The sequence below is a fragment of the Acinetobacter albensis genome (genome assembly GCF_900095025.1).
GTDB lineage: Bacteria > Pseudomonadota > Gammaproteobacteria > Pseudomonadales > Moraxellaceae > Acinetobacter > Acinetobacter albensis.
In genome coordinates this window covers 175932-202830 of sequence record NZ_FMBK01000006.1, presented here as the reverse complement: position 1 = coordinate 202830, position 26899 = coordinate 175932, and the positions used below count along the sequence as shown (strand labels likewise).

Genomic DNA, 26899 nt, shown 5'->3' with positions numbered 1-26899 from the left:
ATCATTGTCAAGAAAAAGCCATAAAAGTTTTAAATGAAAAATTAAGACTTTTAGAACTAGATATAATGAAAAAAGATCAGGAAATACAGTTAACTAGAGAACTTAGTCAGCAATTACCTGAGATAAATTTCTGCCTAAAAAATCATATAAAAAACAGTCAAGATACTATTACAAAAATCAATAACAAGAAGATAATTATTTCCAAAATTATTAAAAATATAGACGAATGTATTTACTAGTTTTAAACACTACTTATTTTAAATCAACAGAATTAGAAAAAATAAAATATCAATGATATGAAATATTAATTCATTCTATAAATAAATACGAAGTGACGCTATTTGTCGTCAGACTTTATGCATTGATTGAATAACCTTATGGTATCCTTATTACATCAATTGATTCTTTTATTAGCTACAAGAAGGACAAGATCGTGAAGCCTTTTTATCAAGCCAGAGAGTTAACACATCAAGAAAAACTACTGGCTCAGTCTGTATTTGGCGATCAAATCAATTACACCAGACCCAAAATAATTTCCAAGCCATTTCTTCCTTGGCAGCCACGAGGCATCTTCATGGCTCCAAATGGCAACATTTATATGAATCCATCCGATTACAGCGAAAATTACGCACTAGAGTCTCCATACATACAAGAAATTTTCATACATGAAATGACTCATGTGATGCAACATCAAAAAGGAGTTAATGTGCTTCTTAAGGGAGCAATATTACAAATTGCTTATTATTTAAGTTTCAAGCTGTACAACCCCTATAGATATGTCTTCCACCAAGACAAACCATTTGAGGCATACAATATTGAACAACAAGGGGATATTGCTCGAGATATATGCTCAGGTCGAATACCTAACATGATTTGCAAACCTAATATAAAATTGTAACTAGTACTTGATTGGTCGCTATCCCCTCCTTTTTCTGATTGGGATTACTTTTGCTCCAGTTAGAAGATTAATTTCTTTTTTCACCTCATATAACTCATATAAAAGCGAAACCTCTCGAGCCAATGCTGCTTCCAGCTCTTTACGGCATTGATCTAATTCCGATTTCAATTTCTCAATTTTTTTGTCCTGAGTGTTCACAACTAGCATCTGCTGTTCAGAAGCAATTTGAATTGCAACAATTAAATCGGCAAATATTGGACGAGACTTCTTTATGCTCCCCTTACCTCTTCCAGCCTCAAGCGAAACAGCATCATTCGTGATCTTAGTTCCTTTTAGAACCCTCATTGGAGTATCTTTTTTTAAACGCTCTAAAGCCTCGTAGTACTCTAAAAAAGAGTCTGTCATGATCCCTCACCTTGAATATCTAAAATTTTATTTTTTGTTGCATTCAATACATCTAAATGTGAGATCTCAGTCCTGTACTCCACAGAAGTAATGTCCAGAGAACTAATCATTTTCTCTTGGGCTTTGATTACACGCTCCAGTTTAGGTAAGTTCACAACCAAATGACGACAGTTATCCTTTAAACAATCTATTTGAAGCCAATTTACAGCTATTTGATTACATGCCCCGACCTTTGTACATCCACCTACAATTGTCTCTTTATATGAAATTTCTCCTTTTTTGAATCTATCCATCGTTTCTTTACGATCAACAAGTAATTCACCATCCTTATCTTTAAGTCTATGCTCTACCCAATGAGCATGCCCACCATATAAAGCATCCTTCGATAATAAGACATTAAAAATATAACTTAGGGATGCCGACTCAAACTGGGAGTCTTGCCATTCATGCCCAAAGTGCTTTTTGTCGTTATTGAAAAAATCCTTGGCAAATGGAGAACCTTTTGCGTAATAACTCGTCATTTCACTAGTTATATGTTGTAACTGCTTTCGGAGTGACGGCAGAGAAACCAATCCTGATCTATGGGCATATAAAGCCAAGGAGCGCCTCAGTTGGTGCGTCGTAAGACTCCATTGAGCTCCTAGTTGGAATTTTTCTTCTGAAAGCCAAGCTCTATGTGGATCCAGTTGTTCTAACTCGTATAAATCTTCTGCTTCAATAGTTGGAACAGTATCTAATAATTTTCCAAGGTCTTTTAGATACAGACAGGCTATTCCAAACTGATCATATTTGGTGGCAACAGGCTTTCCTGTAAACCCAAAATAACTGCTAGAAATAAATAACGGTGCATTATTTGATAACTCAATAATTTTTATTGAAGTTATACCCTGTGAAATATAGATTGCCTCTGCAACTTTTTGGGCTGCTTCAACTGCCCTAGCTCCTTCAAAGTTACTTACCCACTTTGTCCTCTGAATTTTACCGTAATTTAACTTTGTCGTTCTGCCCTTAATTACATAATGTCGTTGACCATTCGAAGTTATTTTCTCTAAGCAATTAAAACCTAAAGATTGCGCCTCTTCATCGCGCATCCCTGTAAATACCTGAATAATTAGCTTTGAAACCCTCTGTACTTCTGTAAGTGCAGCAGTAATTGTCTTTATCGTAAAAATATCACTTTTGCGTGTAATAAAGTTAACAAAAGCATTTGAGGCTGTAGCTTTAATATTTGAAGAATAATTAAGTCTGTTACCATCTCGTTCTCTTAAGTGATAACACTCTAGTACTAAATCCAAGTGCTCATCTGCAACCTTTTCCCAACTCTCAAGATATGCAAGCAAACCCCTGATTATACTTGAATAAATTCTTGTTGGAATTGGAGCGTGCTGCTTTAGGGTATCTCTGTATTGTCGATTATTTTTATATAACAACTTAAGTGTTTCCTCGCCCACTACACTAACATTGAGTTGACTTTCTCCAGTGTTAACTAGCACTAATAATCTTAATAGAGAGGATAACGTTTCAATCAACCATCCAGAAGGATTTTTACGTATAAAGCACAATATTAAATCTGGACAACCTATAATGGCTTTAATTGTTAAAGACTCATCTTCAGCATACTTGGCTAATGCATTCACCACACTTAAGTAATTTCTTAATGTGCCATTACTCAATGGGGTTTTGTTCCGCATCCAAATAATTAAGAATAAAACATGCTTCATTTCACCTACTAACTGTTCTCGTTGACGTGTTACCTCACCATACTTCCAATATTTGAAATTCAATGGATCTAGTTTCTTTTCTGGATGATAAATTGAAAAATCCCATACTAAATCCCCATATGTAGATACAACCGTTCCATCTCGTAATCGACTCACAACAAAGTTACTTGATGGAAGGCCAGTACTCTTGAGATCAAAGACATCAGGAGCAAATGAATTAGCAGGCAAGTCAATTTTTGCTTCAGCAAAGATTTTCATATAACAACTCCCAGCTCCATGAACATCTCTAGTTTTCTTCTCCAATAAGACTCAAGCTCTCCCTCTTCATCCACTTCATAACGTATCTTTTCCAGCAAGTCTTTATTGTGCTTTGCTATTTCAGTGATAATAACTTCAATCCGATTAAGGATAGGGTTAATTAACTTCTGATACATCTCTTGATCTCCAGCGAGATGTGCTGTTTTGCTGACACAATATCTACAACTTAACAACTTCCGAATATCAATTTCATCTACATGAATTCTGAATTTATCGCAAAACAAACAACCTTCTGGCTCAATACAATTAGATACTATAGATGTAGCTGTGCTAACAGAGCTCGGCTCCCCAAAGGATGAACACCCCCCTACGGCTCTTAAAGTTATATTCTGAGTTTTCTCTCTTTTATCTCGCACAACATCAGAAACTTGATTCAAAAAATTTGACATCTCCTCCCATTGCTTTGTCTCAGACCCAGCAATATAAGAAGTTAAAACTGTTTTCTCAGTATTTTGCAAAACCAAGGCTGTAGTAGAAATATCTGTATTACGAATCAACCAATCACTCTTAGCAGCTCGCCATTGTCTAGAGTGAATCTCCGTTAAATCAGGATCTATCTTTTTTAAAGATTTATAAAAATAGTGTAATGTGCCTTTAATTTGAGACGGGCTTCCTATGCCTCTTTCACCTAACTTAAAGAACAACCACTCGCAAGATTGATTTCCTAATAAAAAATCTCTTAACTGTAAATATCTTTTGAAAATTGACATAAAACTTGAAGGCAACTCAAAGAAGCATTCTTTTCCACCAGCTCTCCACTTTATCGTTCTAAATAACTGTCTCTCACTCTCAATTTGATAATCATTTGACCAAGTTAAGTTGATTAACTGAGCCCAATTCATGCCTGTTTGTGCTAAAAAGAGCACTACAAATGCATTTAGTGCAACTGTTCCAACATGCATGCGCTGACTATCCCTAAAATCAGAGTTAGCAGCATCAATATTACTTTGAGCCTCTACAATAATTTTTTCATCGCCACGCAATGAATGACCTCTCAACCTTTTGATTTCATTAATTGTATTTAGCTCACCAGTTAAATAATTAAAGCCGAGACACATTTTGCGTTGTTCCAAAGCAATCTCTGGACGCTTAAACCATGACTCGGCAGGAAAAAGCCAAAGAAAATTATTCGGAAGTTGAAGAAACTCGGGAAGGGTTAATTTATAAGGATAACCTTTACAATCTAATACCAATGAAGATATTCCATAAAATAGCGCATTGCACAATGCCAAGAGCCTAGTTTGGGTATCCTCACTTGGTGGGTGAGTTGCTGTGTTTATATCGCGCGTTACCCTCAATAAAAACATTCCATGACTAAAATTATCCTCCTCAAAAAACTCAGATAAAAAATTAACCACTGATGCCTGTTGTCTTGCTGCATGGTTTAACGAGATTTCATTACGAAGAAATTTTTCCTTAAGAAATTGTGCATAAATAATCACAACCTTCTTTGCATTAACAGCACTATCCAATACATCATGAAAGTTCCTTTCATCAGCCCATCTTATAAAAGCGATAAATCGACTAACCAAATCTTTAATCGTTTCCACCCTACGACCACTGTACATAAGTTGATCTGAAATATGATCAATCAACTTTCTAACTTGATGCTTACGAGTTTCACTTAAAGATCCTAACTGAACTAATCGTCCACGCTTCTGATACCTAGCGGTCCCTTGTTTATAATCTTTTACGGGCTCAACTTTTAGATAACATAAAGCTCCGATATCAACTGACTTTCCACTAGCGAATCTTATTATGGCTTGCTCAGGGTTTAATAAAACCTCACCAACTCCCAAAGGTAAATCAACAATTTTGATCGGTCTAATTTTATAATTACTTGCCTTTTGAGCAATTTTGAAGGTCTGGGGCTTCAACCTCTTATTAGAATCCACACTCCTCAACTTTATAAGTCCCTGTTGAAAGCAATCTTCCTCAAAAAATTCAGATAAAAATCTAGGAACTATACTTCGTTGAGTAGTTGAATGTCTTAATGAAATGTTACCCTTAGAATATTCAACATCTAAAAAATTCGAGTAAAAAATAAAAATTTCCTTTGCATTACCAGCACTCTCTAGGACATTATTAAAATCACTTTCATCAGCCCACCGAATAAACTTAATAAAAGCAGTAACTAATTTTTTCACTGTCGCTGAATTTCGGCCACTGTACTTAAGCTGATCTGAAATAAGCTTAGTCAGCTTTCTAATTTGATGCCTACGAGTTTCACTTAAAGAACCTAACTGAACTAATCGCCCACATTCCTTATAATTTGTGACCCTTTGTTTAAAATCCTTTATGGGCTCTGATTTTAGGTAACATAAAGCTCCTATATCAACCAACTTTCCAGCAGGAAATCTTATTATGACCTGCTCAGGATTTAATAAAACTTGACCAGCTCTCAAAGGTAAATCAACAATTTTGATCGGTCTAATTTCATAATTAACTGCCTGTTGAGCAAATTTGTAGGGCTGGGGCTTCCACCTCTTATTAAAATCCAAATCCTTCAACCTTATAAGTCCATGGTGAAAGCTATCTTCTTGAAAAAATTCAGATAAAAATCTGATAACTTTACCTCGTTGAGTAGTTGAATGTTTTAACGAAATGTTTCCCTTAGAATATTCATCATCTAAAAAATGTGAGTAAACAATAATAATTTTCTTTGCATTATCAGTACTCTCTAATACATTATTGAAATCGCTTTCATCAGCCCATCGAATAAATGCAATAAAAGCATCAACTAAATTTTTCACAGTCACTGAAGTTCGGCTACTGTACGTAAGCTGATCTGAAATAAGCATAATCAACTTTCTGATTTGTTGTTTTCTAGAATCAACGAGGGATCTAAGCTCAACAAACCGCCCAAGATGTCTGTTTTTCCCTTTTGCGCTAATATTTTTCAAATAGCATAGGGCTCCAATATCAACAAAGTTCCCATGAGGAAACCTTATAACTACAAGCTCCGGATTTAATAAAACTTCACCTGCTGCTAAAGGCACATCAACAACAATAGTAGGTCTTAGCTCTAAATTCATGATCTATCCACCTCCAATTCTGTCTGAGCTAAACGGACCAAATGTTGGTCATACTCGGTAGCAATGCTTCTCACAAGTTTTAAGTTGCTTCGGTATTGAAGATATAAATCGGTGGTAGCTGAAGACTCATGGCACATTCTAATTTTGACAAACTCCCTTGCCTCATGGAGAGATCTTTCACCATGAGAAACCAACTCCAATTGAGCATCAGTCAAATTCATTCCATAAGAAGCTCTAAGATCATGAAACTTATAATTGAAATTTGGAGCATCAAATCGCTGTCGAATAAATGGAACTACTTTCTCAGTAATAAATTGACGAACTGCCTGCCCTGTTTTGGCATGATGTAAAGAAAAGTCCTTATTAAAACGATGTAAATCTTCTTTAGATTGATAAAAAGGAGCACCTCTAGTACTGAGAAACAAATATTGATCCTCAGAGTCACCATTAACAGCTTTTTGTCGCCTTTTTTGAGCCCGTTGGCTTAGGGCATATGTATGTAACTTTTGATAAAACCAAAGAGGTAGATGCAGAACTATTTTTTTATCATTCTTGGTATCTATCCCAGTTTTGGGACCAACTGGAATTCTGACTTCAAATAAATTAGGGTTATCAATCTCGGTAAACACATGATGAAGCCGAAACGTAAGAATTGTTTGTATTCTCGCCCCTGTTAATAAGCTACACAGATGAATAAGAGTCATCTCTGTGTTAGCTAAAGAAAGTAGTGCTTCTAAAACCCACTTTTGCTCTTTTATAGACAATGGCCTTAACTGTCCACCATCATCAATCTCATCAGCATAAGGATTATTGGAATTAATTGATTTAATTGAAATATCTGTCGATTTTACATGCTTACTATAATGCCCCCCATACTGATTTTTCAATTCAATATAATGATCTGACTCTTTCCACATAGGAAACTCAGGAATCAAAACTCCCTCCGCATGGAGCCATCTATAGAATGCAATAATGGAACCCATTCGTCTTCGAGCAGTTGTTACAGCAACTTCATCTGTTTCAATAAGCATCTTTAGATAAGCTCTATAGCGGTAAGTTGGTCGATTCAACTTATTTTTTGGAAAATCTATCCAATTGATTTCGGACTCATCTAAGAATTGACGATATGCCACTAAGTCACTCGCAAGACTTGTATAAGTTGACATAACAACTTTCAGGCTATTTTTTATTTTCGAAAGCAAAAATATGTTTGCTTCTGCCCAAGGTACGTTCTTTGAGTCCATCACTATCGGATACAAATTGAAGCGGACTGGTAAAGCTACCTGTATTGCGCCAAGTACCTCATCATATTCAAAATCTAGCTGTTCAACAGGTGTAATGAAATACTCTGATCCATTAGCTAACTGGACTCTAGAGGCTCTGTCTGCATCTTCAGTTGTAACCTCGGTCTGAACAAATGTAGATAATGTGAGTTTTTTTGCTCTCTTGATCATGGATTCAGTGAACTTAGAATTTTAAAAATTATTCTTAAATTACAATAAAATATCTTCTCGTCAATTGGAATATTGAATATTAATTGACCTGTCCATTTTTCATATACTTGTAGTTATTGTCGATTCATCGATTACTTGCAGGTACTAATTCATGAATTAACCATGACTGCTGCTGCAAAGACCGTTTTGAGAAGTCTTCACACCAACTTTTGGGGTGAAAATAAATATTGCCATTGGGGCTGATTGCATAGTCTTTAAGGACGGCTCTGTGGGCCAAAATTTTAATATCATCTATCTGTAAAGATGAACCAAAAACTGAGTATGCAAGTTGCTTTTCACCCAACGTGAGTAGTCGGCATTTCACCTCAAACAACTGATTTATATGACGCAATATAGATTTCATAAGGAATGTCATCTGATTGGATAAAAAAGAAGAATTTAGTCACTGTTTGAGTGTCGCATTAATGCTGTAGCTTTTTGTCTAAATTCAGATTTATTTTTGTTTTTATCTCAACAAATGCTGCATTTCGTATATAGTATCGAATTACAAGTATTGATTATTACTTCTATATGTTTTTCACGTACACAGCGCTGAACCCATAGCCATAATAAATTTTAAGCCTGTGTATACACCCTATAGGTATAGGATTAAGTTGGAATGAAAAGTTTTAAAATTGCCCTTGCACAATTCTCTCCGCATATTGGCAATATCGAAGCAAATGCTCAAAAAATGATTGAACAAGCCAATCAGGCTAAAAAACAAAATGCTGATTTAATTGTCTTCCCAGAACTTTCCTTAATTGGCTATCCTGCAGAAGATTTATTAATACGCCCAAGTTTAGCTAAACGCACTCAAAAAGGCTTTGAACAGCTTAGCCAAGTGAAAGATATTGTCATGGTCTTTGGCTTTGTCAATCAAACCGAAGATGGTGAACGATATAATGCTGCTGTAGTCATGAAAGATGGGCAAGTATTGGGCATCTACAATAAGCAAAATTTGCCACATTACGGTATTTTTGATGAAAAACGTTATTTTAACGAAGGTCATCAACATTTAGTATTTGAATATCTAGGCCACAAATTTGGTGTACTGATTTGCGAAGATGTTTGGTCACTCAATACTGTCCATCAATTATCACAACTCAATGTCGATACCATTCTCGTTCTAAATGCTTCACCTTATGAAGTGGGTAAACCACAGCACCGTGTAGCAACCATGCGTAAGCTTGCTAAACAGCTCAATATTAATTTGGCCTATATCAATCAAGTCGGTGGTCAAGATGATCTAATATTTGATGGTACCAGCTTTGTCATCAATCAAGATGGTGAAGTTGCCTTACAAGCACCAAGTTTCCAAGAAGAACTTTACTATACTGAGTATTTAGCCGAACAAAAAACATTTAAAGTCCTTGAAAGTACGCCGGCCTTAGACACTATGGCAGAAATTTATCAAGGCTTAGTCTTGGCGACGCGTGATTATGTACAACGTTCAGGTTTTCCAGGCGTTATTTTAGGCTTATCAGGTGGAATAGATTCTGCGTTGACACTTGCAATCGCTGTAGATGCAATCGGAGCAGATAAAGTTCAGGCCGTCATGATGCCTTACACTTATACCGCTCCAATGAGTGTGGAAGATGCTGCTGCCCAAGCCAAAAGTATGGGTGTTACTTTCGGAATTGCTGAAATTCATCCGATTGTAAATAGCTTCATGCAAACCCTTTATCCATTTTTTGGTAATAGTCCTGCAGACACCACAGAAGAAAATCTACAAGCACGTACTCGCGGTACACTTTTGATGGGTTTATCAAATAAATTTGGCAATTTAGTATTGGCCACTGGAAACAAATCAGAAATTTCTGTTGGTTATTGTACTTTGTATGGCGACATGGTCGGCGGTTATTCAGTTCTCAAAGACGTGTATAAAACCATTGTATTTGAGTTGGCCAAATATCGTAACAGCATATCAGAAACACCTGTCATTCCAGAACGTGTAATTACTCGCCCACCTTCGGCCGAACTTCGCCCTGATCAAAAAGACCAAGATTCATTACCGCCATATGACATCCTTGATGCCATTCTTTACGCTTACATTGAAGAAGATATGAGCCAAGATGACATCATTGCCAAAGGTTTTGAGAAAGAGGTGGTTGAAAAAATTATTCGTTTGGTTGACCAGAATGAATATAAACGTCGACAAGGTGCGATTGGCCCACGTATCAGTTCTCGTGCTTTTAGTCGCGAACGTCGCTATCCAATCGTAAACGGATGGACACCTGGTGTCTAAGTTAGACCTAGCTCAACAGTTTGCTCAAGCACTTATGCTTGAGCAAACGCAGTTCATTAAAAAACAATTATCATCTGAACATCACAATATTTATATCGAAAAATTTATTCATTATCTTTATATTCATTCTGATCAAATTTTATTAAAACAATTTATCGAGCTTGATGCACTACAAGACGTCGTTCAAAAATATGCGTTTGAATTGAATTTAGGTTCGGATATTTTAGAGTTTATTGGTGTCATTGCACAAAAAATCCACGCTCTAACTACTCAAAGTGATGCCAATTTTAATACTCTTCTTTCCGATGAGTCATTTGAATTATGGCTTGCTAAAATACTTGAATTAGAACAATTACGTTATTACATTCAAACTCACCTGCTTCACAGTCCGCAAGTGCAGCATGTCAGCTTACAACTGGCCAATCAAATCCTTGAAAGCAATACTCCATGGCTTGATCATTTACGTAAACTCAATACACATAAATCGAATTTGAGTTCTAAAGTACTCAACTTTATTCAAGATCAGCAGCAAACAATTGAATTGAAACTAGAACAACAATTGGCGCATACGCTACTTAAACAACTTGGACATATTATCGCATTACCCAATGAAGAATTGACCGACATCAGTTTATATTTATGGGATGATATTAAACAAAAAACACTCAAAGAAACATTCTCTCAATTTCAAGCAATCGACTTTGAAGAGTTCTTTATTTTGGTGTATGAAACATGGCGACAACTCAGACAAGGTGAATACTTACAGCATATTATTTTAGATGTTGTGGCCAGTTTTTATCACCATTTTGCAGAGTATAACTTACAAGAACTATTACTCTCAGTTGGCTTAGACGAGCAAGATTTACATCAAGAAGCATTACGCTTTTTACCACATAACATCGCAGCCTTGGAGCAACAAGGATTACTGGATGGCATCATAAAAGAATTGATCTCACCTTTTTTCTTAAGTGACAGCACACACCAATTTATTCAGCAGTTCATAGAAAAAAATCACTCAATTTAATTGTTATCTTATAGTTCAAAAAATTTGATGACTATTTTAACCCACAAAAAAAGAGACCATGCTGAGAGCATGGTCTTTTAAAATGGTGGCTATGACGGGATTTGAACCTGTGACCCCCGCATTATGAGTGCGATGCTCTAACCAACTGAGCTACATAGCCTTAAACTGTGTGCGCATTATCTAAATTTAACAGAGTAGCGTCAAGCCCTTTGTTTTGCGAATGTTCACACTTTAAACAATTTAGAAGGTTTTATTTAAATTTTGAACAAAATCGGTTTTTGTTTGTGTTATTTTTCTGCATACTTTCTAATTCAACGTTCAAAAAACAGCGAAAATATGAATCAATTCAAATTAATATGCTTGAGTTTAATTACCATGATCAGCTCAGGTTGCCAAGTCATTTCACCTATATTTGTGGATTATAACGGCGTTCGGATGGATGTTGCCAAATGGATTAATCATCACCCATTTCTGAGTATGCAACAAAAGCGCAGTTTAGTAGAGCTCAGCAAGGCACAGCAGAAGCTGTCTCAAATAAAAAATAAACAGGAAGAACAAAGAACACAAATTATTGAAGAAAATATCATTGCAATGCATTGTGCTCGGCCTTATCTCAGTGCGGAGAAAATTAAGCAGCTACAGAACCAAATTTTTGATCATGATCAAAAACAGCATATTTTAGATTTATACGACCAAGAACGCCAAAAAACAAAAATTGATTTAAACACAGTACAATGTGAGTCATCGATTAAAAATCTTGTTGATAAAACTGCCAACACTGGGAAATAAAGAAGCTCTTCACTATTCTTGATCTTTTAAAAGTAGAAGTATTGCTTCCATTAAGTGATAAAAATTAAATTAATGAGATGAGTAGTTAATACTCTTTTAAACAATCAAATATAGATTATTTTTAATATTAGCGCGTACATACTCAACCTGTATAAGTTTGAGTATGTTTATCTAGTGATCATTGCTTAATAGTTTCAGCTTATTTATTAAATTTCACGCAAAAAAAGACCACGTTTTTAGAAACGTGGTCTATAAAAATGGTGGCTATGACGGGATTTGAACCTGTGACCCCCGCATTATGAGTGCGATGCTCTAACCAACTGAGCTACATAGCCAAAACTGTGCGCGTATTATGTATTTCAAGTCACTTTCTGTCAAGAAATACTACACATCAATTGTAAAAAATAGTGAAGTGAGCCGATAAGCCGGGTTCTGTCGTGAACGATCATTCCTCTAGGCGTACAATCACTCGTACGCTCAAGCGACCTACCCGGATCCAGCACGGGCCGTGCCTCAGGATCCCTATTTGGTCTTGCTTCTGGTGGGGTTTACCTTGCCGTGAACTGTTACCAGACACGCGGTGCGCTCTTACCGCACCCTTTCACCCTTACCTCCGATTCCAAAATTACTTGAAAACATAATGAAGGCGGTCTACTCTCTGCTGCACTTGCCGTCGGCTTTCGCCGCCCAGGCGTTACCTGGCACCCTGCCCTATGAAGCCCGGACTTTCCTCCCCTGCTTCAATCACGGAGATTTCCACAGCAGCGATCGTCTGGCTCACTTCGGAGCGCATCTTATCAAATTTTTATACTAATTGCTTGTGCTTTTTTGAGCAGTCAGTCTTTTATATTTATCCATTAAATCATCCTGCGATTCTGCATGCTGAGGATCTTGAGGAATACAATCAACTGGACAAAAGAGTTGACACTGTGGCTCATCATAATGTCCTACACATTCGGTACATAAATTTGGGTGAATTTCATAAATGAGTTCACCCATGAAAATAGCCTCATTTGGACAGACTGGCTCACAGACATCACAATTGATGCATTCATCAGTTATATATAAAGACACACTACCAACCTTGTTGATGTTTATGATTAAAGGCATCTACAACACAGGGGGGAACAAATTTGCTCACATCACCTTTTAAGCGGGCAATTTCCCGAACCATAGTCGAAGAAATAAATGAAAACTGTTCAGAAGGCGTTAAAAACACCGTTTCAAAATGCTGGTCAAGTTGACGATTCATATTGGCCAATTGAAATTCATATTCAAAATCGGATACTGCGCGCAGTCCACGCAGCACTGCTGTTGCATTTTGTTCATGTGAAAAGTTCACTAATAAACCATCAAAACCAACGAACTCCACATTGGAAAGATGATTTAATGAAAGTTTAGCCAAACGAATACGTTCTTCTAAACTGAATACTGGATTTTTATGATGCCCAACGGCAATTGCAACCACGACTTCATCAAACATTCTTGCTGCGCGAGCAACCAAGTCGACGTGACCATTAGTGATGGGATCGAATGTGCCTGGATAAATGACGCGAGTTTTAGACATCCATTTGTACTCTATTTTATTTTGTAGAAGCTTATTTTAACAAAAACTAATTTTCTTAGTAAAAAATCTCCTTAATTTTTAAAAAACTTCACCTTAAGGCCAGTTTGAGGCAAAATATAGTTAACTTGGGAATATTCGTATTATGTCGAAATCAATCGTAGTTAAAAAAAATAATGGTGGCACGATTGCGCAGAACAAACGCGCACGTCACGATTATTTTATTGAAGAGAAATTCGAAGCTGGTCTTTCATTACAAGGCTGGGAAGTAAAATCTTTACGCGCTGGACGTATGACCATTACTGAAAGTTATATTCTTTTTAAAGACAACGAAGCATTTTTGTTTGGCGCACAAGTTCAACCCCTGCTCTCTGCATCCTCGCATGTTGTTCCTGAAGCGACGCGTACGCGTAAGTTACTGCTTTCACGTCGTGAGCTTGAAAAGCTTATGGGTGCAGTCAATCAAAAAGGTTATTCATGTGTTCCACTGGCATGTTACTGGAAAGGTCGTTTAGCTAAAATTGAAATTGCATTGGTGAAAGGTAAGCAAATGCATGATAAGCGTGCGACAGAAAAAGATCGTGACTGGCAACGTGATAAAGCGCGTATTTTTCATAAGTGATTTTATATAAAAAAACCTCCAATGAATTGGAGGTTTTTTTATTCGAACTGTTTAGCCATCAATTTACTTTATTGCTCAATAAAGCTAAATATTCGCCAAAAAGAGTCGCCGTTTGCAAATCCCCTTTAGGCGGGGTGATTTCCGCAGGGGCATTATCGGATTGAGTCATTAAACCTAAAAAACTCGACATACGATTAATGTCTTGTGAACCACGACCAGTCGGCATAAAAGGCAAACCAGCCCATAACATGCCGTGCTGCATGGCAAACAAATTAATTTGTTGTAATACTGCCAACTTATCGCCACTCAACCCCCCACCATTGGTAAAGCCTGCAGCGATTTTTCCTTGCCATGTCCTTGCCAACCAACGCTTGGAAGATTGCTCCATAAACAACTTTAAAGCAGAGGTTAAACTTCCCATATAAGTTGGGCAACCAAAAACAATTATATCTGCTTGATCTAACACATCCCAATCTACATGCTCTATATTCATACAATGCACTTGAGCACCTGCTTGTTTTGCACCTTGCGCAATAGAAGAGGCCACCTTTGCAGTGTGTCCATATGGGCTGTGATAAACAATAGCGAGAGATTTTGGAGAAAAAGACATATCAATAAAAGCAATAAATTTTAAACAAGCTTAACATTTTCAAGCCATAAACACGAATGTTGCCATACGCCCTGTTTTGGCTTCACGACGATATGAAAAGTATTCTTCTGCTTGCTGATAAGTACATTGATCACCACCTAACACCATGTCAACGCCTTGCTGTTTTAAGATATAACGCGCAATCGCATATAAGTCAGCATAGAATTTATCCACTTTTTCACTCGTTTGAAAAGCACTGTCTAATTCTGGATATTTACCACAAAAAGCCAATTTTACTTCTGCACCAATTTCAAAGTTTGGTTGACTAATTGCTGCACCCAACCATGCCCAAGTCGGCAAAGTTTGCATTGTCGAAATAGTATGCTCAACAATCCCATTGGCTAAGCCACGCCATCCCGCATGCAAATTAGCAACTTCAGTACCCTCTGCATTCCCTAAGACAATTGGCAAACAGTCTGCCGTCATCATCATTAATGCATGGGCTTTACGCTGAGTTACCAATCCATCGCCTTCTAGTGCTGCAAACGGAATTTCCTCATTAATGGTCTGACATAGGGTGCTGTGCGTTTGCGTCATCCAAGTCATTTTATCAACACCGAACTCGGCAAACTCTTGCAACAAAGTCATGCGATGCTGCTGTACACGCTTTGCCTCATCACCGACATGCAATGCCAAGTTAAATCCTGTAAGTTCTGCTTGTAGACATGACCGAGCTTTCTCATGGTGCACTCGCGTCTGTCCAACACATATACCTTGTGGAAGTCCTTGAACAAATTGCATACCTATTTCCTTATCCTTTAGCGCAATTTAACACAACTTAATATGCTTGATTTTCACTGCGTAAAACTTCAACCAAATGAGCAAAGTCCTCTGTCCATGGCGCTTCAAACATCATGTCTTCACCCGAACGTGGATGTACTAAACCCAATTTTGCTGCATGTAAAGCTTGACGTTTAAATGCACGTAAAGTGTCACTGAGTAACTCTGAAGCACCAGCTGGTACACGTACTCGGTTCATGTACACCTGATCTCCAACCAGACCAAAACCCAAATAACTAAAATGAACACGAATTTGATGGGTACGACCTGTTTCTAAACGTGCTTGTACACGGGTAAAATGCTGAAAACGCTCTTTAACATTATAATGGGTTATTGCGTCTTTCCCACCGGGTAAGATCGCCATTTTAATGCGATCGACTGGATGACGTTTAATCGGTTCATCAATGGTGCCACCCGCGATAATTTTACCGTAAACCACTAAATCATATACACGATAAACGGTTTTCTTAGCCAATTGCTTGCTCAAAGCAAATTGAGATTCGAGATTCTTCGCCACCACCAATAAACCGCTGGTGTCTTTATCAATACGGTGCACCAAACCTGCACGTGTCAATTCAGCCGATTTAGGATAATGATAAAGTAAAGCATTCACCAATGTACCTGAGCTATTGCCCGCGCCTGGATGAACAACCATGCCTACAGGTTTATTAATGACGATAATATCGTCATCTTCATAAACAATATTTAAAGGAATATTTTCAGGCTGACTCTTAGTTTGAACTTCAAGTTCAACATTTAGGGTTAAAAGCTCATCACCTTCGCATTTATACTTCGGTTTAACGCTGTTACCATTTACCAACAAATGACCATCTTTCAACCACTGCTTCAACTTTTCACGAGAAAAGTCGTTCCAGATAATGGCTGCAACTTGGTCGATACGTTGCCCTAAATAGCTTTCATCCAGTTGAAATTGCAACGATAAACGTGTTGCAGTTGAGTCTGAAGTATGGTTATCTGCATCCTCAGAATCTTCAAGTAAATTGAAATCAGTTTCGGGGATATTAGAATTAGAAGATTGTGCTTGACTCATTTGCTCATTCAGACAAAAGTGGTTTAATAGCGCAATTGTAGCTCATTGCCAGTACTAACAGAGGAATTTTTATGTCGTTACCACGTTATAAAATGACAATGCTTGCTTTATCTTTAGGCGTTGCAACGGCAATAGTGGGCTGTAGCAGTAATCCGAAGAAAGATGTTGTGGACACAGGTCCAAAATCGAGCGAGCAAGTTTATATTGAAAAAGCAGAAAAAGCCCTAGAACGTGGGCAATATACTGATGCAGCAACGCATCTTGAAGCATTAGACACCTATTACCCTACAGGTGACTATGCGCAACAAGCGCAATTAGAATTACTCTACGTCAAATTCCAACAAAAAGATTATGAAGGTGCTATTGCTCTTGCTGAACGATTTATTCGTCTTAATCCTCAGCATCCAAATGTAGACTACGCTTACTATGTACGTGGTGTTTCTAATATGGAACAAAATTACGACGGCTTGCTGCGTTATACTTCATTAAAGCAAGCCCATCGTGATGTCAGTTATTTAAAAGTAGCCTATCAAAACTTTGTCGATTTTATTCGTCGTTTTCCATCTAGCACTTATGCCGTTGATGCTGCACAGCGTATGAAGTTTATTGGCAATGAGTTGGCTGAAAGCGAAATGAATGCTGCACGTTTCAACATCAAACGTAAAGCATGGTTAGCCGCAGTCGAACGTTCTCAATGGGTGGTTGAACATTATCCACAGACACCACAAATACCTGAAGCTTTGGCTACGATTGCTTATGGTTATGATCAGCTCGGTGACAAAACGACTTCACAACAATATATTGAAGTTTTAAAACTCAATTATCCAAATTTAGTAAAAGCAGATGGTAGTGTTAATCTGCGTGCTGCGCGTAGTGAAGGTAGCTTCATTAACCGTGCAACTTTAGGTGTATTTGGCCGCGAAGCACAAAATTCTACAGATGAAGACAGCTCACAAGAGTCTGATGTTGTTGAAACCACCGAAAAGCGAAGTATGACCAATCGCTTAAGTTTTGGTCTTTTAGATCGCCCTGAAACGAAAAATGATATTCCTGCTCCACAACAGCAATTAGTAGCGCCACCTGAAGTGCCAGCAACCGAATAAACGTTTGTATTGGTCGCATTTTCATAAAGGGCAAGTTATTATACTTGCCCTTTTGTTTGATTCGATTTTGTTTGTCTCAATCATGATATTGATCATTGCGTTTAAAAGGTATACAAATTAAAGATCAACGATTTAGATCATTTGGGTTTAAATTATTCAATTCTCTTATATTTTAGTTATTTTCATCAATAAGTTCATCACGCGATTGCAAACCTATGGCTATTCCTCAACACACGATTGATCAAATTTTAGATCGGACCGACATTGTCGATCTGATTGGTCAACGTGTGAAACTTAAGAAAACAGGCCGCACCTATTCAGGTTGCTGCCCTTTTCATCAGGAAAAATCGCCATCGTTTCATGTCTATCGCGATAAACAGTATTTCCATTGTTTTGGCTGCCAAGCCAACGGCAATGCTATCCGTTTTTTAATGGATATTGATGGCCGAAATTTTGTTGATGTCATGAAAGATCTGTCTAGTCAAACAGGCATTGAACTTCCTAAAGACAATCATGATTCGAAAAAACTACTGTATAAACGCATTGCCAATAAACCTGACGTAGAAAAAAAAGTTCAAGCGAAAACTCATCAGACCATCACTCAAACCACTTCTACACCTTCTGATGCAACCGCCAGTTTTGACCCTTTTGAACAATTTCAAAACAGTGATGATCCATTTGCAAGTTTTGAACAATTTTCAGACTCAAGCAATGAGCCAAATCAAGAAGGTAATCTTTACGATTTACTTGAAAATATTGCCCAATTCTATGAGCGACAGCTTCCACATAGCCAGACTGCACAGCAATATTTCAAACAGCGTGGTTTAAGTCGCGACACTATTCAATATTGGCGTTTAGGCTATGCGCCAGAAGATTGGCAGCATCTTGAAAAAGCCTTCCCTTACGATATTGAAGGCTTAAGACGATTGGGCTTAATTCGTACCAGTGACAAGGGACGTGATTTTGATTTGCTTCGTGATCGGGTGATTTTTCCAATTCGAGATGCCAAAGGCCGTGTGGTCGGTTTTGGTGGTCGGGCCCTAAATGATGAAATCAAACCTAAATATATTAACTCGCCTGATTCGGAAGTGTTCCATAAAAACCAACTCCTCTATGGTTTATATGAAGGGCGTAAGCAAAAAGCTCAAGAATGGCTGATGGTCGAAGGCTATATGGATGTGATTGCATTACAGCAATACGGTATTTATGGTGCAGTCGCAACTTTGGGTACGGCCAGCAATACTGAACACTTAAATATTCTATTTAAACAGAATAGTCGTATTACCATTGCTTTTGATGGAGATGCGGCAGGACAGAAAGCAGCACGTCGTACTTTAGAAATTGCTTTGCCTTTGCTTAATGATGGTCGTGAACTCAAATTTTTTGTTCTTCCCACTGACCATGACCCAGACTCACTCATCCGCCGTGAAGGCATTGAAAATTTTCATCGGCTTTTACAGCAAGCGCCTTTGCTATCCGATTTTGTTTTTGCACATTTAAGTCAACATCATGATGTCACAAAGCCTGAAGGTAAAAGTCAGGTCATGGGTGAATTAAGACAACTGACTGAGTTATTACCCAAACAAGGCTCTTATCGCTATCTTTTACAACAATTTTTTAGGGAAAAATTAGGCTTTAACCGAAAATGGCAACCTCAAGTCAGCAATGATGCATCTTTAAGTTTTAGTACCAAGATTGATGCTGAAGAATATGTCATTGCAATTTTAATGAATCATCCCTATTTATATATCCATTTTGAACCGCTACGTGCACTCATCCCACACGATCAATTGCTGTTTAAAATTTTGAATATTTTCAATACGATTTTTGATGAGCTTCCTGAAGATATTGAACTATCTCAGTATTATGTTTTAGGTGGTTGTGCAGCTTATCATCATGCTTTACACAACATTTTACTGCAAGCCAATGTCAGTGATTACACGTCATCACCTGAACAAGCCGATAAACTAGCAGAAGATTTTTCAATCAAACTTCAATATCAATATTTAAAACAAAGACTGAAATCGAAAAAATTTACCGATATTGCTGAAATGCGTAATTTAAAACATCAAATTTATGAAATTGACCGCAAACGATCTTTAACCTTAGTGGATGAATAACTCACATTAGGTCATTTTTTTCACTGATTTACTCGGCATTATTTCTCATTTTTACTTTTACGGCGCTTATCAAAGATGTCTTGTAAATTATCGCGTAACCATTCAAAGTGACTAGGATCTTCTTGCTGTGCTGCATGTCGCAATAAAATTGACGTCGGATGGAGTAGCTTTTGGGTTAAGCGATAAGAAAAAATTTCCATGACTTTTTCAATCGATTCACCTTGAGTTATTCGTGACATCGCCCAAGCAAGCTCTTCTTGTCTTAACACATCACCTTGCTCACGGAATGCATAAATCGTACTGCCTGCATGTTTGACTTTTTGTTGGGTCAATAACTCTGTCGCCAATTGATTCACCATAATCTCGGCTTCCAAAGCCGCTTGACGGCGCTGGGCAAGATTATCATCAATGACACTTTGTAAATCATCTACACCATATAAATAGACGCCATCAAGAGATGCCACTTTAGGCTCAATGTCTCGTGGAACGGCCAAATCAACCAATAACATTTGTTGATAGCGACGTTTTTTTAAGGCTTTTTTGACATCCAAGTAAGAAATGACTTGGTGAAGGCTTCCTGTGCAACTCGAAATAACATCGGCTCGATATAAATGCTCGGAGAGTTCAGCAAAATCAATAATCTCTACCTCAACACGATGGGAAATTTCCTGAGCTAATGCTTCCGCCCGCTCACGAGTACGATTGCAAATCAATACTCGTCCCACCCCCATTTCTGCCAAGTGCTTAGCGACGAGACTGTTCATTTCACCTGCTGCAACCACCATGACTGTTAACTTTTCAGGTTGACTAAACACCTGCAAAGCAAGTTGCGCCACAGCATATCCCATTGAAACAGCATGGCTACCAACAGCAGTTTCTGAGCGTACTCGTTTCGCAGCATAAAAAGCGTATTCAAAAATACCGTTTAAGTTCGCAGAAACAGTATGTGCATCTTTTGCCAAAGCAAATGCCGATTTCACCTGACCCAAAATCTGAGGTTCACCTAACATCAATGAATCAAGCCCACTGGCAACCCGCATTAAATGGGTAACTGCTTGCGCATTTTCATAACGATAAACATGATTGAGTAAATATTTTACATCAATATCATTTACTTGGGCGAGCCAGTCCATCACCATATCTGCATTTTCAGACATGGCATAAACTTCAGTACGGTTACATGTAGAAACCACCACCATGTCGTTTAAAGCATGATTTTGGCTTTGCTCTGCCAGCAATTGCGATAATTTTTCAGGATTAAAAGCAACCTGTTCACGCAGTTCTACAGAAGCGGTTTGATGGTTGACACCCAATGCAAAGAAAGACATATCAGATCATCATTTCGCTAAATTTATGCTATTGTGCAATATCGGTGTCATAAAAAGCATTACTTGGATCAAGAAAAATTGCGTCAAATAAATAACCGTATTCACGGTGCGACACTCAAGCAATATTCTACCACATTCTTACTGGTCGGTAGCATGGCATCTAGTGCTCATATTCGGGCGTCTGGAGAAATCTATCATGCCGATGCAAACTATGATGCCATAAAACAAAGTATGATTGCCGAGTTTGCCCTGACCTATCATGACATTCCTACAGCTTTGCATAACTACACAGTGTTGGCAATTAAAAGCAATTCGACCACAGTTAAGCAGCGCGCACTCAATGTAGCTTTGGAACAGAATGATTTAAAAGCAGCTTTAGATATTGCCACACATTGGGTGGTTCAAGAACCGACTGATGTCCCTGCTTTATTTTATCTTTCACATATTGCCCTGAAAGCACATGAATACGAACTGGCTTCTGAAACCTTAGATAAAATCTTAAATATTGATCCGGATGCAGACTTAGAAAAAATTCTTGTGGGAATTGCGCCAGAAGAAGCTGAAGACCGTGACTTTCTATTACAAGCCTTGGGATCAAGCCAAGAAAAAGATAATCCTTCTATTTTGTTGATGATTGCAAACCTAGAAGCCCAAAACGGTCAATTTGATCAAGCGCTAAATACTGTTAATCGCGCTTTAAAACAGCGCCCTAAAGTCACTGGCTTCATCTTAATGAAGGCTAATTTACTCAATGCGTTAGGCAATGAGGCAGAAACTTTAAAATGGTATGCAAAATCCAGTCATAAACACAAATCTAATTTAGAAGTTCGCTTAGCCGAAGTTAAATATTTAATTAAAATCAATCAGTCACAACTTGCACTCGATAAACTTGAAAGCATTTTAAAAAAATGGCCAAAAGAAGAAGAAGCCTTATTTATTGCAGGTTTAACCAGTATTGATTTAAAAGAAGATGAAAAAGCTGAAAAATTTTTAGTGGAGCTTCGTTATTCTTCTCAGTATCAAAATGAGGCCTATTATTATTTAGCGGTCAATGCCGAGAGAAAGCAGCATTTTGAAACAGCAAAAGCGTATTACCGCCTAGTCGATGGAAGCCTTTATACTGTTTCGCGCCGTAATATGATTAATATTTTTTCAGAACAGGAAAAATTAAATGATGCCTTACGTTTTCTCACTCAAGAACGAGTAAATTATCCTCAACATGCCAGTTTTTTATATCAGGCTCAAGCCGATATTTTAAAACGTATGAACAATAAAAAAGCAGCGATACGCCTGTTAAACGAAGCCATCAAAAATATTCCAGATGATCCAGAATTGATTTATTCCGAAGTTCTATTATTGGATCCTTATCAAGATAAAGAAAAACTGGATAAACTTTTAACCAATTTGTTAAAGATAGAACCGAATAGCCCTACTTATTTAAATGCCTATGCTTATACACTGGCTTTGCAAAATAAACGCTTAGATGAAGCTCGCCAATATGTAGAACATGCATTGGAACTAGCACCTGAACAAGCTTCTATTCTGGATACATTGGGCTACATCACATTTTTACAAAACGACTTTGATACCGCCAGTCAAGTGTTAGAAAAAGCTTACGACCTCAGTCAGAGTGTAAAAATTGGTGTCCGCTACGCAAAATCAATTTACATGCAAGGCAATCTGACAAAATTTAGTGATGTGTTACAACAACTACAAAAAAATCATCCTAATGATCCGCAATTAGATCCATTAAAGTCGTTACTGTTATCTCCATCTATAAAAAAGAGTTAAACATTTTTATGCATATTTTTTCAAAACTCAGCTTAACTTTAATGCTGACCAGCACTCTAGTTATAAGCGGTTGCCAACAATTCACTCAACCTCAAGCCTCTAATGTGGCACAAACGCCAGAAGCACCACGCCAATTTAATCTTCAAGGTAAAATCGGGGTTAAAACCCCAGCACAATCAGGCAGTGCTTTTTTTACTTGGGTACAGCAACAAGATGAGTTTGACATTGAACTCAGTGGAATTTTAGGCGTAGGTAAAACTCAAATTTCAGGTCGGTCAGGTGACGTCAGTTTAAATAGTGCTAAAACTGGACTTATCCAAGCCCAAACACCAGAAGAATTATTAACACGTGCTACTGGTTGGCAAGCACCCATTACTCACTTAATTGATTGGGTTCAAGCCAAACCTGCAACAACTCAAGCTAAAATCAGTAAAGATGAGCAAAATCGTCCGACTCAGTTTCTAGAGGATGGCTGGACAGTCGCTTTAAGTTATAACGATCAAGCACAACTACCAAATAAATTGATTTTGAAACAATCGCTTGAGTCGGGGCAGGAAAACCGTATTACCATGCTAATTCAAAACCGTTAAATTGATATTAAAGTTAGAAAGTTATGATTCGTGTTCCCTCACCTGCCAAACTCAATCTTTTTTTGCATATCACGGGTCGTCGTGATAATGGCTATCATGAATTGCAAAGTATTTTCCAACTGATTGATTTACAAGATTGGCTAGAATTCAGACCTAAAAATGATGACACCAGCATCTCGATTGAAGGGATTAATACCGTAGATATAGAGCAAAATCTAATCTACAAAGCCATACAAATCCTCAAGCCCTATGCACAAAAAGAAATAGGACTTTCAATTTTAGTTGAAAAAAATATTCCGATGGGTGCAGGACTCGGAGGTGGGTCATCTAACGCTGCGACCACCCTGATTGTGGTCAATCAATTGTGGCAATGTGGTTTAAGTCTTGAACAATTAGCAGAACTGGGCGTTAAACTGGGTGCAGATGTACCCATTTTCGTACATGGCTGTAATGCATGGGCGGAAGGTATTGGTGAACATTTAACATTCATAGACTTAGATCAAAAACAATACATCGTGTTGAAACCTGACTGTTTTATCAGCACTCAATTGCTTTTTTCGCAAAAAACATTGACAAGAAACACGAAGACCTCTACATTTTGCGCCTATCAGTTAAAGCCATTTAACTTTGGAAATAACTTTGAGCCTTTGGCAAGAAGCTTGTATCCAGAAGTGAATGAAGCAATGCAATATTTGAATCAATTCGGTATTGCGAAACTTACAGGTACAGGTGCTTGTGTTTTTACTGAAGTAACTTCAGATATGAATATTGATGAGATTTTAGCCTATTCACCTTGTAAAGCTTACTTGGTTAATAGTTTAAATGAATCACCATTACGTCATTTCAAAGTTATATGATAGGGGCGTCGCCAAGTGGTAAGGCACCGGGTTTTGATCTCGGCATCCGTTGGTTCGAATCCAGCCGCCCCTGCCATTATATTCATCTGTAGATTACTGTATTAGGGGCGTCGCCAAGTGGTAAGGCACCGGGTTTTGATCTCGGCATCCGTTGGTTCGAATCCAGCCGCCCCTGCCATTTAAACTTATGGTTTAAAAACAGTAATGAAGTTTAGGGGTATCGCCAAGTGGTAAGGCACCGGGTTTTGATCTCGGCATCCGTTGGTTCGAATCCAGCTACCCCTGCCATTTTATCAAAAAAGACAGAGCAAATTTGCCAGTTCATTTGTTAATTTACCTTGACATAGAACAGCAAAAATATTAAAGTTCTGCCGCATTAGGGGCGTCGCCAAGTGGTAAGGCACCGGGTTTTGATCTCGGCATCCGTTGGTTCGAATCCAGCCGCCCCTGCCATCTATTTCCAAACATTCCAACCGCCAAGGGTGCTTCATGCCCAATCTTGTCGTTTTTAGTGGAACTGCACATCCACAATTCGCTCAAAAAGTCGTAAGCCATCTGCACATTCCTTTAGGTGCAGCATCTGTAGGTCATTTTTCTGACGGTGAAATTGCTGTCGAAATTACTGAAAATGTTCGTGGTAAAGACGTATTTCTAGTCCAGCCTACTTGTGCACCAACGAATGACAACCTGATGGAAGTCCTCGTTATGGCTGATGCTTTACGTCGTGCAAGTGCAGGGCGTATTACTGCTGTCATTCCTTACTTCGGATATGCTCGTCAAGATCGTCGTCCTCGTTCAAGCCGTGTGCCAATTACTGCCAAAGTTGTAGCAGATATGCTAACAACCGTAGGAATTGACCGCGTTGTAATGATCGACCTTCATGCTGACCAAATTCAAGGTTTCTTTGATATCCCTGTAGACAATATCTACGGTACACCTGCCTTACTTGCTGATCTTCGTCAACAGCAACACCATAATCTTATGGTTGTTTCTCCTGACGTGGGTGGTGTAGTGCGTGCGCGTGCTGTAGCGAAACAAATGGGTGATATCGATCTGGCAATTATTGATAAACGTCGCCAAAAAGCAAATGAATCACAAGTGATGCATTTGATTGGTGATGTAAAAGATCGTGATTGCGTGATCGTGGATGACATGGTTGATACTGCGGGTACATTATGTAAAGCCGCCGATGCACTGAAACAATTTGGTGCTCGTCGTGTGATTGCATATGCAACTCATCCTGTACTTTCTGGTAGAGCCCTTGAGAATTTGAAAAATTCTGTACTCGACGAACTCGTCGTCACAGATACCATTCCACTTTCTCAAGAAGCATTAGAACTTGGTAAGATTCGCCAAGTTTCAGTAGCCGGCATGGTTGCTGAAACAATTCGTCGTATTAATAACGAAGAATCTATTAGCGCAATGTTCGATAGTTATTTATAATAGCGCGAAATTTTCAAAGCCCTGTTTTTAATTAAACAGGGCTTTATCTCACTGAACTGGTCGAAGGTTCAGTCAATTAAACTCAATGAGGAAATGTCATCATGGCAAACTTCGTATTAAATGCAGTAGCTCGTGACGAATCAGTACAAGGGAAAGGTTCGAGCCGCCGCCTTCGTCTTCAAGCTCAAGTTCCAGCAATCATTTACGGTGGCGAAGCTGCTCCTGTAACTGTAACTTTAGAGCTTCGTGAACTTGTTAAAGCGCTTGAAAATAACAAATTCTTTGAAGAAGTCATTGAAATTAAATTAGGCGACAAAGTTGAAAGCGTTAAAATCCAAGCTTTACAACGTCACCCATCTAAAAATACACCTATGCACGCTGACTTCAAACGCGCATAAGTGTTGATGGTATAAATTAGTGTCAAAACTTTCGCTAATTGTTGGTTTGGGCAATCCTGGTAAGGAATATGCCCAAACTCGCCATAATGCAGGGGCTTGGTTCGTTGAACGCCTTGCAGAACAATATGGCATTTCCCTCAAAGCCGATCCTAAATTCTATGGAATGAGTGGTCGTGGTAATATCGAAGGTCAAGACGTTCGTCTACTTTTACCCACCACATTTATGAATGCTTCAGGTAAAAGTGTAGTTCCCTTCGCAAAATTCTATCAAGTTAGCCCAGAAAATATGCTTGTTGCGCATGATGAACTGGATATGAATCCTGGTGTGATTCGTCTGAAATCAGGCGGTGGTCATGGGGGTCATAATGGTTTACGTGACATCGTTCCACATATGGGTTCTAATTTTCACCGTTTACGTGTCGGTATTGGTCATCCAGGTTCAAAAGAGCGTGTCTCTGGCCATGTACTCAGTAAAGCACCCAACAGTGAACAAAATTTAATGGATGATGCGATTGCGCATGCTTTATCTCGGATTAAATTACTGGTCAACGATGATATTCAGCAAGCTATGAATCAAATCAATGCTTACAAACCCAACTGATCAATCCACAAATTGTTGAACAATCTTGCTTGCCATCTTGCCTATTTAAGAGCAAAATGCGTTTTCTGCGGATT

At 38.2% G+C, this 26899-nt stretch carries 23 protein-coding genes, 6 tRNA genes, 1 other RNA gene and 2 pseudogenes; 18 read left to right on the top strand and 14 right to left on the bottom strand.

Features of this window, described 5'->3' with window-relative positions:
• Positions 1–239 (top strand): annotated as a pseudogene (locus GA0116959_RS14340) (hypothetical protein); the annotation flags it as partial.
• A gap of 149 nt (positions 240–388) precedes the next feature.
• Positions 389–898 carry a hypothetical protein gene (locus tag GA0116959_RS06695; RefSeq protein WP_425304204.1) on the top strand — a complete coding sequence of 170 codons (510 nt, stop codon included), beginning with the start codon at positions 389–391 and terminating at the stop codon, positions 896–898.
• Between the two features lie 18 nt (positions 899–916).
• On the opposite strand, the gene GA0116959_RS06690 is transcribed toward GA0116959_RS06695, so the two are convergent.
• The 5 genes and pseudogenes from GA0116959_RS06690 to GA0116959_RS14515 form a co-directional block, all read right to left on the bottom strand.
• Positions 917–1303 carry a hypothetical protein gene (locus GA0116959_RS06690; protein ID WP_092719678.1) on the bottom strand — a complete coding sequence of 129 codons (387 nt, stop codon included), beginning with the start codon at positions 1301–1303 and terminating at the stop codon, positions 917–919.
• On the bottom strand, positions 1300–3282 hold the full coding sequence (locus GA0116959_RS06685) for an integrase (RefSeq protein ID WP_092719675.1): 1983 nt from the start codon (positions 3280–3282) through the stop codon (positions 1300–1302). Before GA0116959_RS06685 ends, GA0116959_RS06690 begins: the two co-directional genes overlap by 4 nt.
• The gene (locus GA0116959_RS06680; protein ID WP_092719672.1) at positions 3279–6377 is read right to left on the bottom strand and encodes a hypothetical protein; all 3099 of its coding nucleotides are present in this window, start codon (positions 6375–6377) and stop codon (positions 3279–3281) included. The genes GA0116959_RS06685 and GA0116959_RS06680 overlap by 4 nt, the downstream gene beginning before the upstream one ends.
• Positions 6374–7831: an integrase gene (locus tag GA0116959_RS06675; RefSeq protein WP_092719669.1), complete on the bottom strand. Its 1458-nt coding sequence runs from the start codon at positions 7829–7831 to the stop codon at positions 6374–6376. The genes GA0116959_RS06680 and GA0116959_RS06675 overlap by 4 nt, the downstream gene beginning before the upstream one ends.
• 145 nt (positions 7832–7976) lie before the next feature.
• A pseudogene (locus tag GA0116959_RS14515) lies at positions 7977–8246 on the bottom strand (type IV secretion protein Rhs); the annotation flags it as partial.
• 243 nt (positions 8247–8489) lie between these two features.
• Between GA0116959_RS14515 and GA0116959_RS06665 the strand changes: the two are divergent.
• Positions 8490–10115 carry an NAD+ synthase gene (locus GA0116959_RS06665; protein WP_092719663.1) on the top strand — a complete coding sequence of 542 codons (1626 nt, stop codon included), beginning with the start codon at positions 8490–8492 and terminating at the stop codon, positions 10113–10115.
• Positions 10108–11139 carry a hypothetical protein gene (locus GA0116959_RS06660; protein ID WP_228137528.1) on the top strand — a complete coding sequence of 344 codons (1032 nt, stop codon included), beginning with the start codon at positions 10108–10110 and terminating at the stop codon, positions 11137–11139. Before GA0116959_RS06665 ends, GA0116959_RS06660 begins: the two co-directional genes overlap by 8 nt.
• 83 nt (positions 11140–11222) lie before the next feature.
• Here the strand turns inward: GA0116959_RS06660 and GA0116959_RS06655 are convergent.
• Positions 11223–11299, bottom strand: a tRNA-Met gene (locus GA0116959_RS06655).
• A 176-nt stretch (positions 11300–11475) separates the two neighbouring features.
• Between GA0116959_RS06655 and GA0116959_RS06650 the strand changes: the two genes are divergently transcribed.
• On the top strand, positions 11476–11928 hold the full coding sequence (locus GA0116959_RS06650) for a hypothetical protein (RefSeq protein ID WP_244878575.1): 453 nt from the start codon (positions 11476–11478) through the stop codon (positions 11926–11928).
• 258 nt (positions 11929–12186) lie between these two features.
• Here GA0116959_RS06650 and GA0116959_RS06645 read toward each other — a convergent pair.
• The 4 genes from GA0116959_RS06645 to coaD form a co-directional block, all read right to left on the bottom strand.
• Positions 12187–12263, bottom strand: a tRNA-Met gene (locus GA0116959_RS06645).
• A gap of 70 nt (positions 12264–12333) precedes the next feature.
• An RNA gene (gene rnpB, locus GA0116959_RS06640) (RNase P RNA component class A) lies at positions 12334–12712 on the bottom strand.
• A 26-nt stretch (positions 12713–12738) separates the two neighbouring features.
• Positions 12739–13002: a YfhL family 4Fe-4S dicluster ferredoxin gene (locus tag GA0116959_RS06635; protein WP_053579832.1), complete on the bottom strand. Its 264-nt coding sequence runs from the start codon at positions 13000–13002 to the stop codon at positions 12739–12741.
• 1 nt (position 13003) lies between these two features.
• Positions 13004–13495 carry a pantetheine-phosphate adenylyltransferase gene (coaD, locus tag GA0116959_RS06630; RefSeq protein ID WP_053579831.1) on the bottom strand — a complete coding sequence of 164 codons (492 nt, stop codon included), beginning with the start codon at positions 13493–13495 and terminating at the stop codon, positions 13004–13006.
• A 142-nt stretch (positions 13496–13637) separates the two neighbouring features.
• Between coaD and smpB the strand changes: the two genes are divergently transcribed.
• Positions 13638–14114, top strand: coding sequence for an SsrA-binding protein SmpB (gene smpB, locus GA0116959_RS06625; RefSeq protein ID WP_053579830.1), 477 nt, complete (start codon positions 13638–13640; stop codon positions 14112–14114).
• A gap of 58 nt (positions 14115–14172) precedes the next feature.
• Here the strand turns inward: smpB and GA0116959_RS06620 are convergent, their stop codons facing one another.
• Genes GA0116959_RS06620 through rluD form a run of 3 tightly spaced genes read right to left on the bottom strand, consistent with a single transcriptional unit; the run spans position 14173 to position 16594 of the window.
• Positions 14173–14724 (bottom strand): flavodoxin family protein, encoded by a 552-nt coding sequence (locus GA0116959_RS06620; protein ID WP_092719657.1) that lies wholly within the window; start codon positions 14722–14724, stop codon positions 14173–14175.
• A gap of 39 nt (positions 14725–14763) precedes the next feature.
• Positions 14764–15504: a peptidoglycan editing factor PgeF gene (pgeF, locus tag GA0116959_RS06615; RefSeq protein WP_092719654.1), complete on the bottom strand. Its 741-nt coding sequence runs from the start codon at positions 15502–15504 to the stop codon at positions 14764–14766.
• A 37-nt stretch (positions 15505–15541) separates the two neighbouring features.
• Entirely contained in the window at positions 15542–16594 is a 1053-nt protein-coding gene (gene rluD, locus GA0116959_RS06610) for a 23S rRNA pseudouridine(1911/1915/1917) synthase RluD (RefSeq protein WP_053579827.1), read from the bottom strand.
• A 71-nt stretch (positions 16595–16665) separates the two neighbouring features.
• Between rluD and GA0116959_RS06605 the strand changes: the two genes are divergently transcribed.
• Together GA0116959_RS06605 and GA0116959_RS06600 are read left to right on the top strand one after the other, a co-directional pair.
• A complete protein-coding gene (locus GA0116959_RS06605; RefSeq protein ID WP_092719651.1) occupies positions 16666–17697 on the top strand; it encodes an outer membrane protein assembly factor BamD in 1032 nt (343 codons plus the stop codon).
• A 215-nt stretch (positions 17698–17912) separates the two neighbouring features.
• Positions 17913–19817, top strand: coding sequence for a DNA primase (locus GA0116959_RS06600; RefSeq protein WP_092719648.1), 1905 nt, complete (start codon positions 17913–17915; stop codon positions 19815–19817).
• Positions 19818–19855: 38 nt separating this feature from the next.
• On the opposite strand, the gene hemA is transcribed toward GA0116959_RS06600, so the two are convergent.
• Positions 19856–21145: a glutamyl-tRNA reductase gene (gene hemA, locus GA0116959_RS06595; protein WP_092719646.1), complete on the bottom strand. Its 1290-nt coding sequence runs from the start codon at positions 21143–21145 to the stop codon at positions 19856–19858.
• Positions 21146–21223: 78 nt separating this feature from the next.
• Between hemA and GA0116959_RS06590 the strand changes: the two genes are divergently transcribed.
• From GA0116959_RS06590 to pth, 10 genes are all read left to right on the top strand, one after another.
• Positions 21224–22936, top strand: a complete 1713-nt coding sequence (locus GA0116959_RS06590) for a tetratricopeptide repeat protein (RefSeq protein WP_053580312.1) — start codon at positions 21224–21226, stop codon at positions 22934–22936.
• Positions 22937–22944: 8 nt separating this feature from the next.
• Positions 22945–23526: a lipoprotein insertase outer membrane protein LolB gene (gene lolB / locus GA0116959_RS06585; protein ID WP_092719643.1), complete on the top strand. Its 582-nt coding sequence runs from the start codon at positions 22945–22947 to the stop codon at positions 23524–23526.
• Between the two features lie 23 nt (positions 23527–23549).
• Complete coding sequence (ispE, locus tag GA0116959_RS06580) at positions 23550–24383, top strand: 4-(cytidine 5'-diphospho)-2-C-methyl-D-erythritol kinase (protein WP_092719640.1); 834 nt, start codon at positions 23550–23552, stop codon at positions 24381–24383.
• A 1-nt stretch (position 24384) separates the two neighbouring features.
• Positions 24385–24459, top strand: a tRNA-Gln gene (locus tag GA0116959_RS06575).
• Between the two features lie 27 nt (positions 24460–24486).
• Positions 24487–24561 (top strand) — tRNA-Gln (locus GA0116959_RS06570).
• Between the two features lie 35 nt (positions 24562–24596).
• A tRNA-Gln gene (locus GA0116959_RS06565) sits at positions 24597–24671 on the top strand.
• Between the two features lie 90 nt (positions 24672–24761).
• Positions 24762–24836, top strand: a tRNA-Gln gene (locus GA0116959_RS06560).
• A gap of 36 nt (positions 24837–24872) precedes the next feature.
• On the top strand, positions 24873–25826 hold the full coding sequence (locus tag GA0116959_RS06555; RefSeq protein ID WP_053579821.1) for a ribose-phosphate pyrophosphokinase: 954 nt from the start codon (positions 24873–24875) through the stop codon (positions 25824–25826).
• A 101-nt stretch (positions 25827–25927) separates the two neighbouring features.
• Positions 25928–26224: a 50S ribosomal protein L25 gene (rplY, locus tag GA0116959_RS06550; RefSeq protein ID WP_053579820.1), complete on the top strand. Its 297-nt coding sequence runs from the start codon at positions 25928–25930 to the stop codon at positions 26222–26224.
• Between the two features lie 19 nt (positions 26225–26243).
• Complete coding sequence (gene pth / locus GA0116959_RS06545) at positions 26244–26825, top strand: aminoacyl-tRNA hydrolase (RefSeq protein WP_092719637.1); 582 nt, start codon at positions 26244–26246, stop codon at positions 26823–26825.
• The last annotated feature ends 74 nt before the right edge of the window (positions 26826–26899 follow it).

What these genes read in the sequence shown, in the direction of transcription:
- GA0116959_RS06690 (WP_092719678.1), bottom strand. Translation starts at nt 1,303, where the DNA reads ATGACAGACTCTTTTTTAGAGTACTACGAGGCTTTAGAGCGTTTAAAA.
- GA0116959_RS06685 (WP_092719675.1), bottom strand. Translation starts at nt 3,282, where the DNA reads ATGAAAATCTTTGCTGAAGCAAAAATTGACTTGCCTGCTAATTCATTT.
- GA0116959_RS06680 (WP_092719672.1), bottom strand. Translation starts at nt 6,377, where the DNA reads ATGAATTTAGAGCTAAGACCTACTATTGTTGTTGATGTGCCTTTAGCA.
- GA0116959_RS06675 (WP_092719669.1), bottom strand. Translation starts at nt 7,831, where the DNA reads ATGATCAAGAGAGCAAAAAAACTCACATTATCTACATTTGTTCAGACC.
- GA0116959_RS06665 (WP_092719663.1), top strand. Translation starts at nt 8,490, where the DNA reads ATGAAAAGTTTTAAAATTGCCCTTGCACAATTCTCTCCGCATATTGGC.
- GA0116959_RS06650 (WP_244878575.1), top strand. Translation starts at nt 11,476, where the DNA reads ATGAATCAATTCAAATTAATATGCTTGAGTTTAATTACCATGATCAGC.
- coaD (WP_053579831.1), bottom strand. Translation starts at nt 13,495, where the DNA reads ATGTCTAAAACTCGCGTCATTTATCCAGGCACATTCGATCCCATCACT.
- smpB (WP_053579830.1), top strand. Translation starts at nt 13,638, where the DNA reads ATGTCGAAATCAATCGTAGTTAAAAAAAATAATGGTGGCACGATTGCG.
- GA0116959_RS06620 (WP_092719657.1), bottom strand. Translation starts at nt 14,724, where the DNA reads ATGTCTTTTTCTCCAAAATCTCTCGCTATTGTTTATCACAGCCCATAT.
- pgeF (WP_092719654.1), bottom strand. Translation starts at nt 15,504, where the DNA reads ATGCAATTTGTTCAAGGACTTCCACAAGGTATATGTGTTGGACAGACG.
- rluD (WP_053579827.1), bottom strand. Translation starts at nt 16,594, where the DNA reads ATGAGTCAAGCACAATCTTCTAATTCTAATATCCCCGAAACTGATTTC.
- GA0116959_RS06605 (WP_092719651.1), top strand. Translation starts at nt 16,666, where the DNA reads ATGTCGTTACCACGTTATAAAATGACAATGCTTGCTTTATCTTTAGGC.
- GA0116959_RS06600 (WP_092719648.1), top strand. Translation starts at nt 17,913, where the DNA reads ATGGCTATTCCTCAACACACGATTGATCAAATTTTAGATCGGACCGAC.
- hemA (WP_092719646.1), bottom strand. Translation starts at nt 21,145, where the DNA reads ATGTCTTTCTTTGCATTGGGTGTCAACCATCAAACCGCTTCTGTAGAA.
- lolB (WP_092719643.1), top strand. Translation starts at nt 22,945, where the DNA reads ATGCATATTTTTTCAAAACTCAGCTTAACTTTAATGCTGACCAGCACT.
- ispE (WP_092719640.1), top strand. Translation starts at nt 23,550, where the DNA reads ATGATTCGTGTTCCCTCACCTGCCAAACTCAATCTTTTTTTGCATATC.
- GA0116959_RS06555 (WP_053579821.1), top strand. Translation starts at nt 24,873, where the DNA reads ATGCCCAATCTTGTCGTTTTTAGTGGAACTGCACATCCACAATTCGCT.
- rplY (WP_053579820.1), top strand. Translation starts at nt 25,928, where the DNA reads ATGGCAAACTTCGTATTAAATGCAGTAGCTCGTGACGAATCAGTACAA.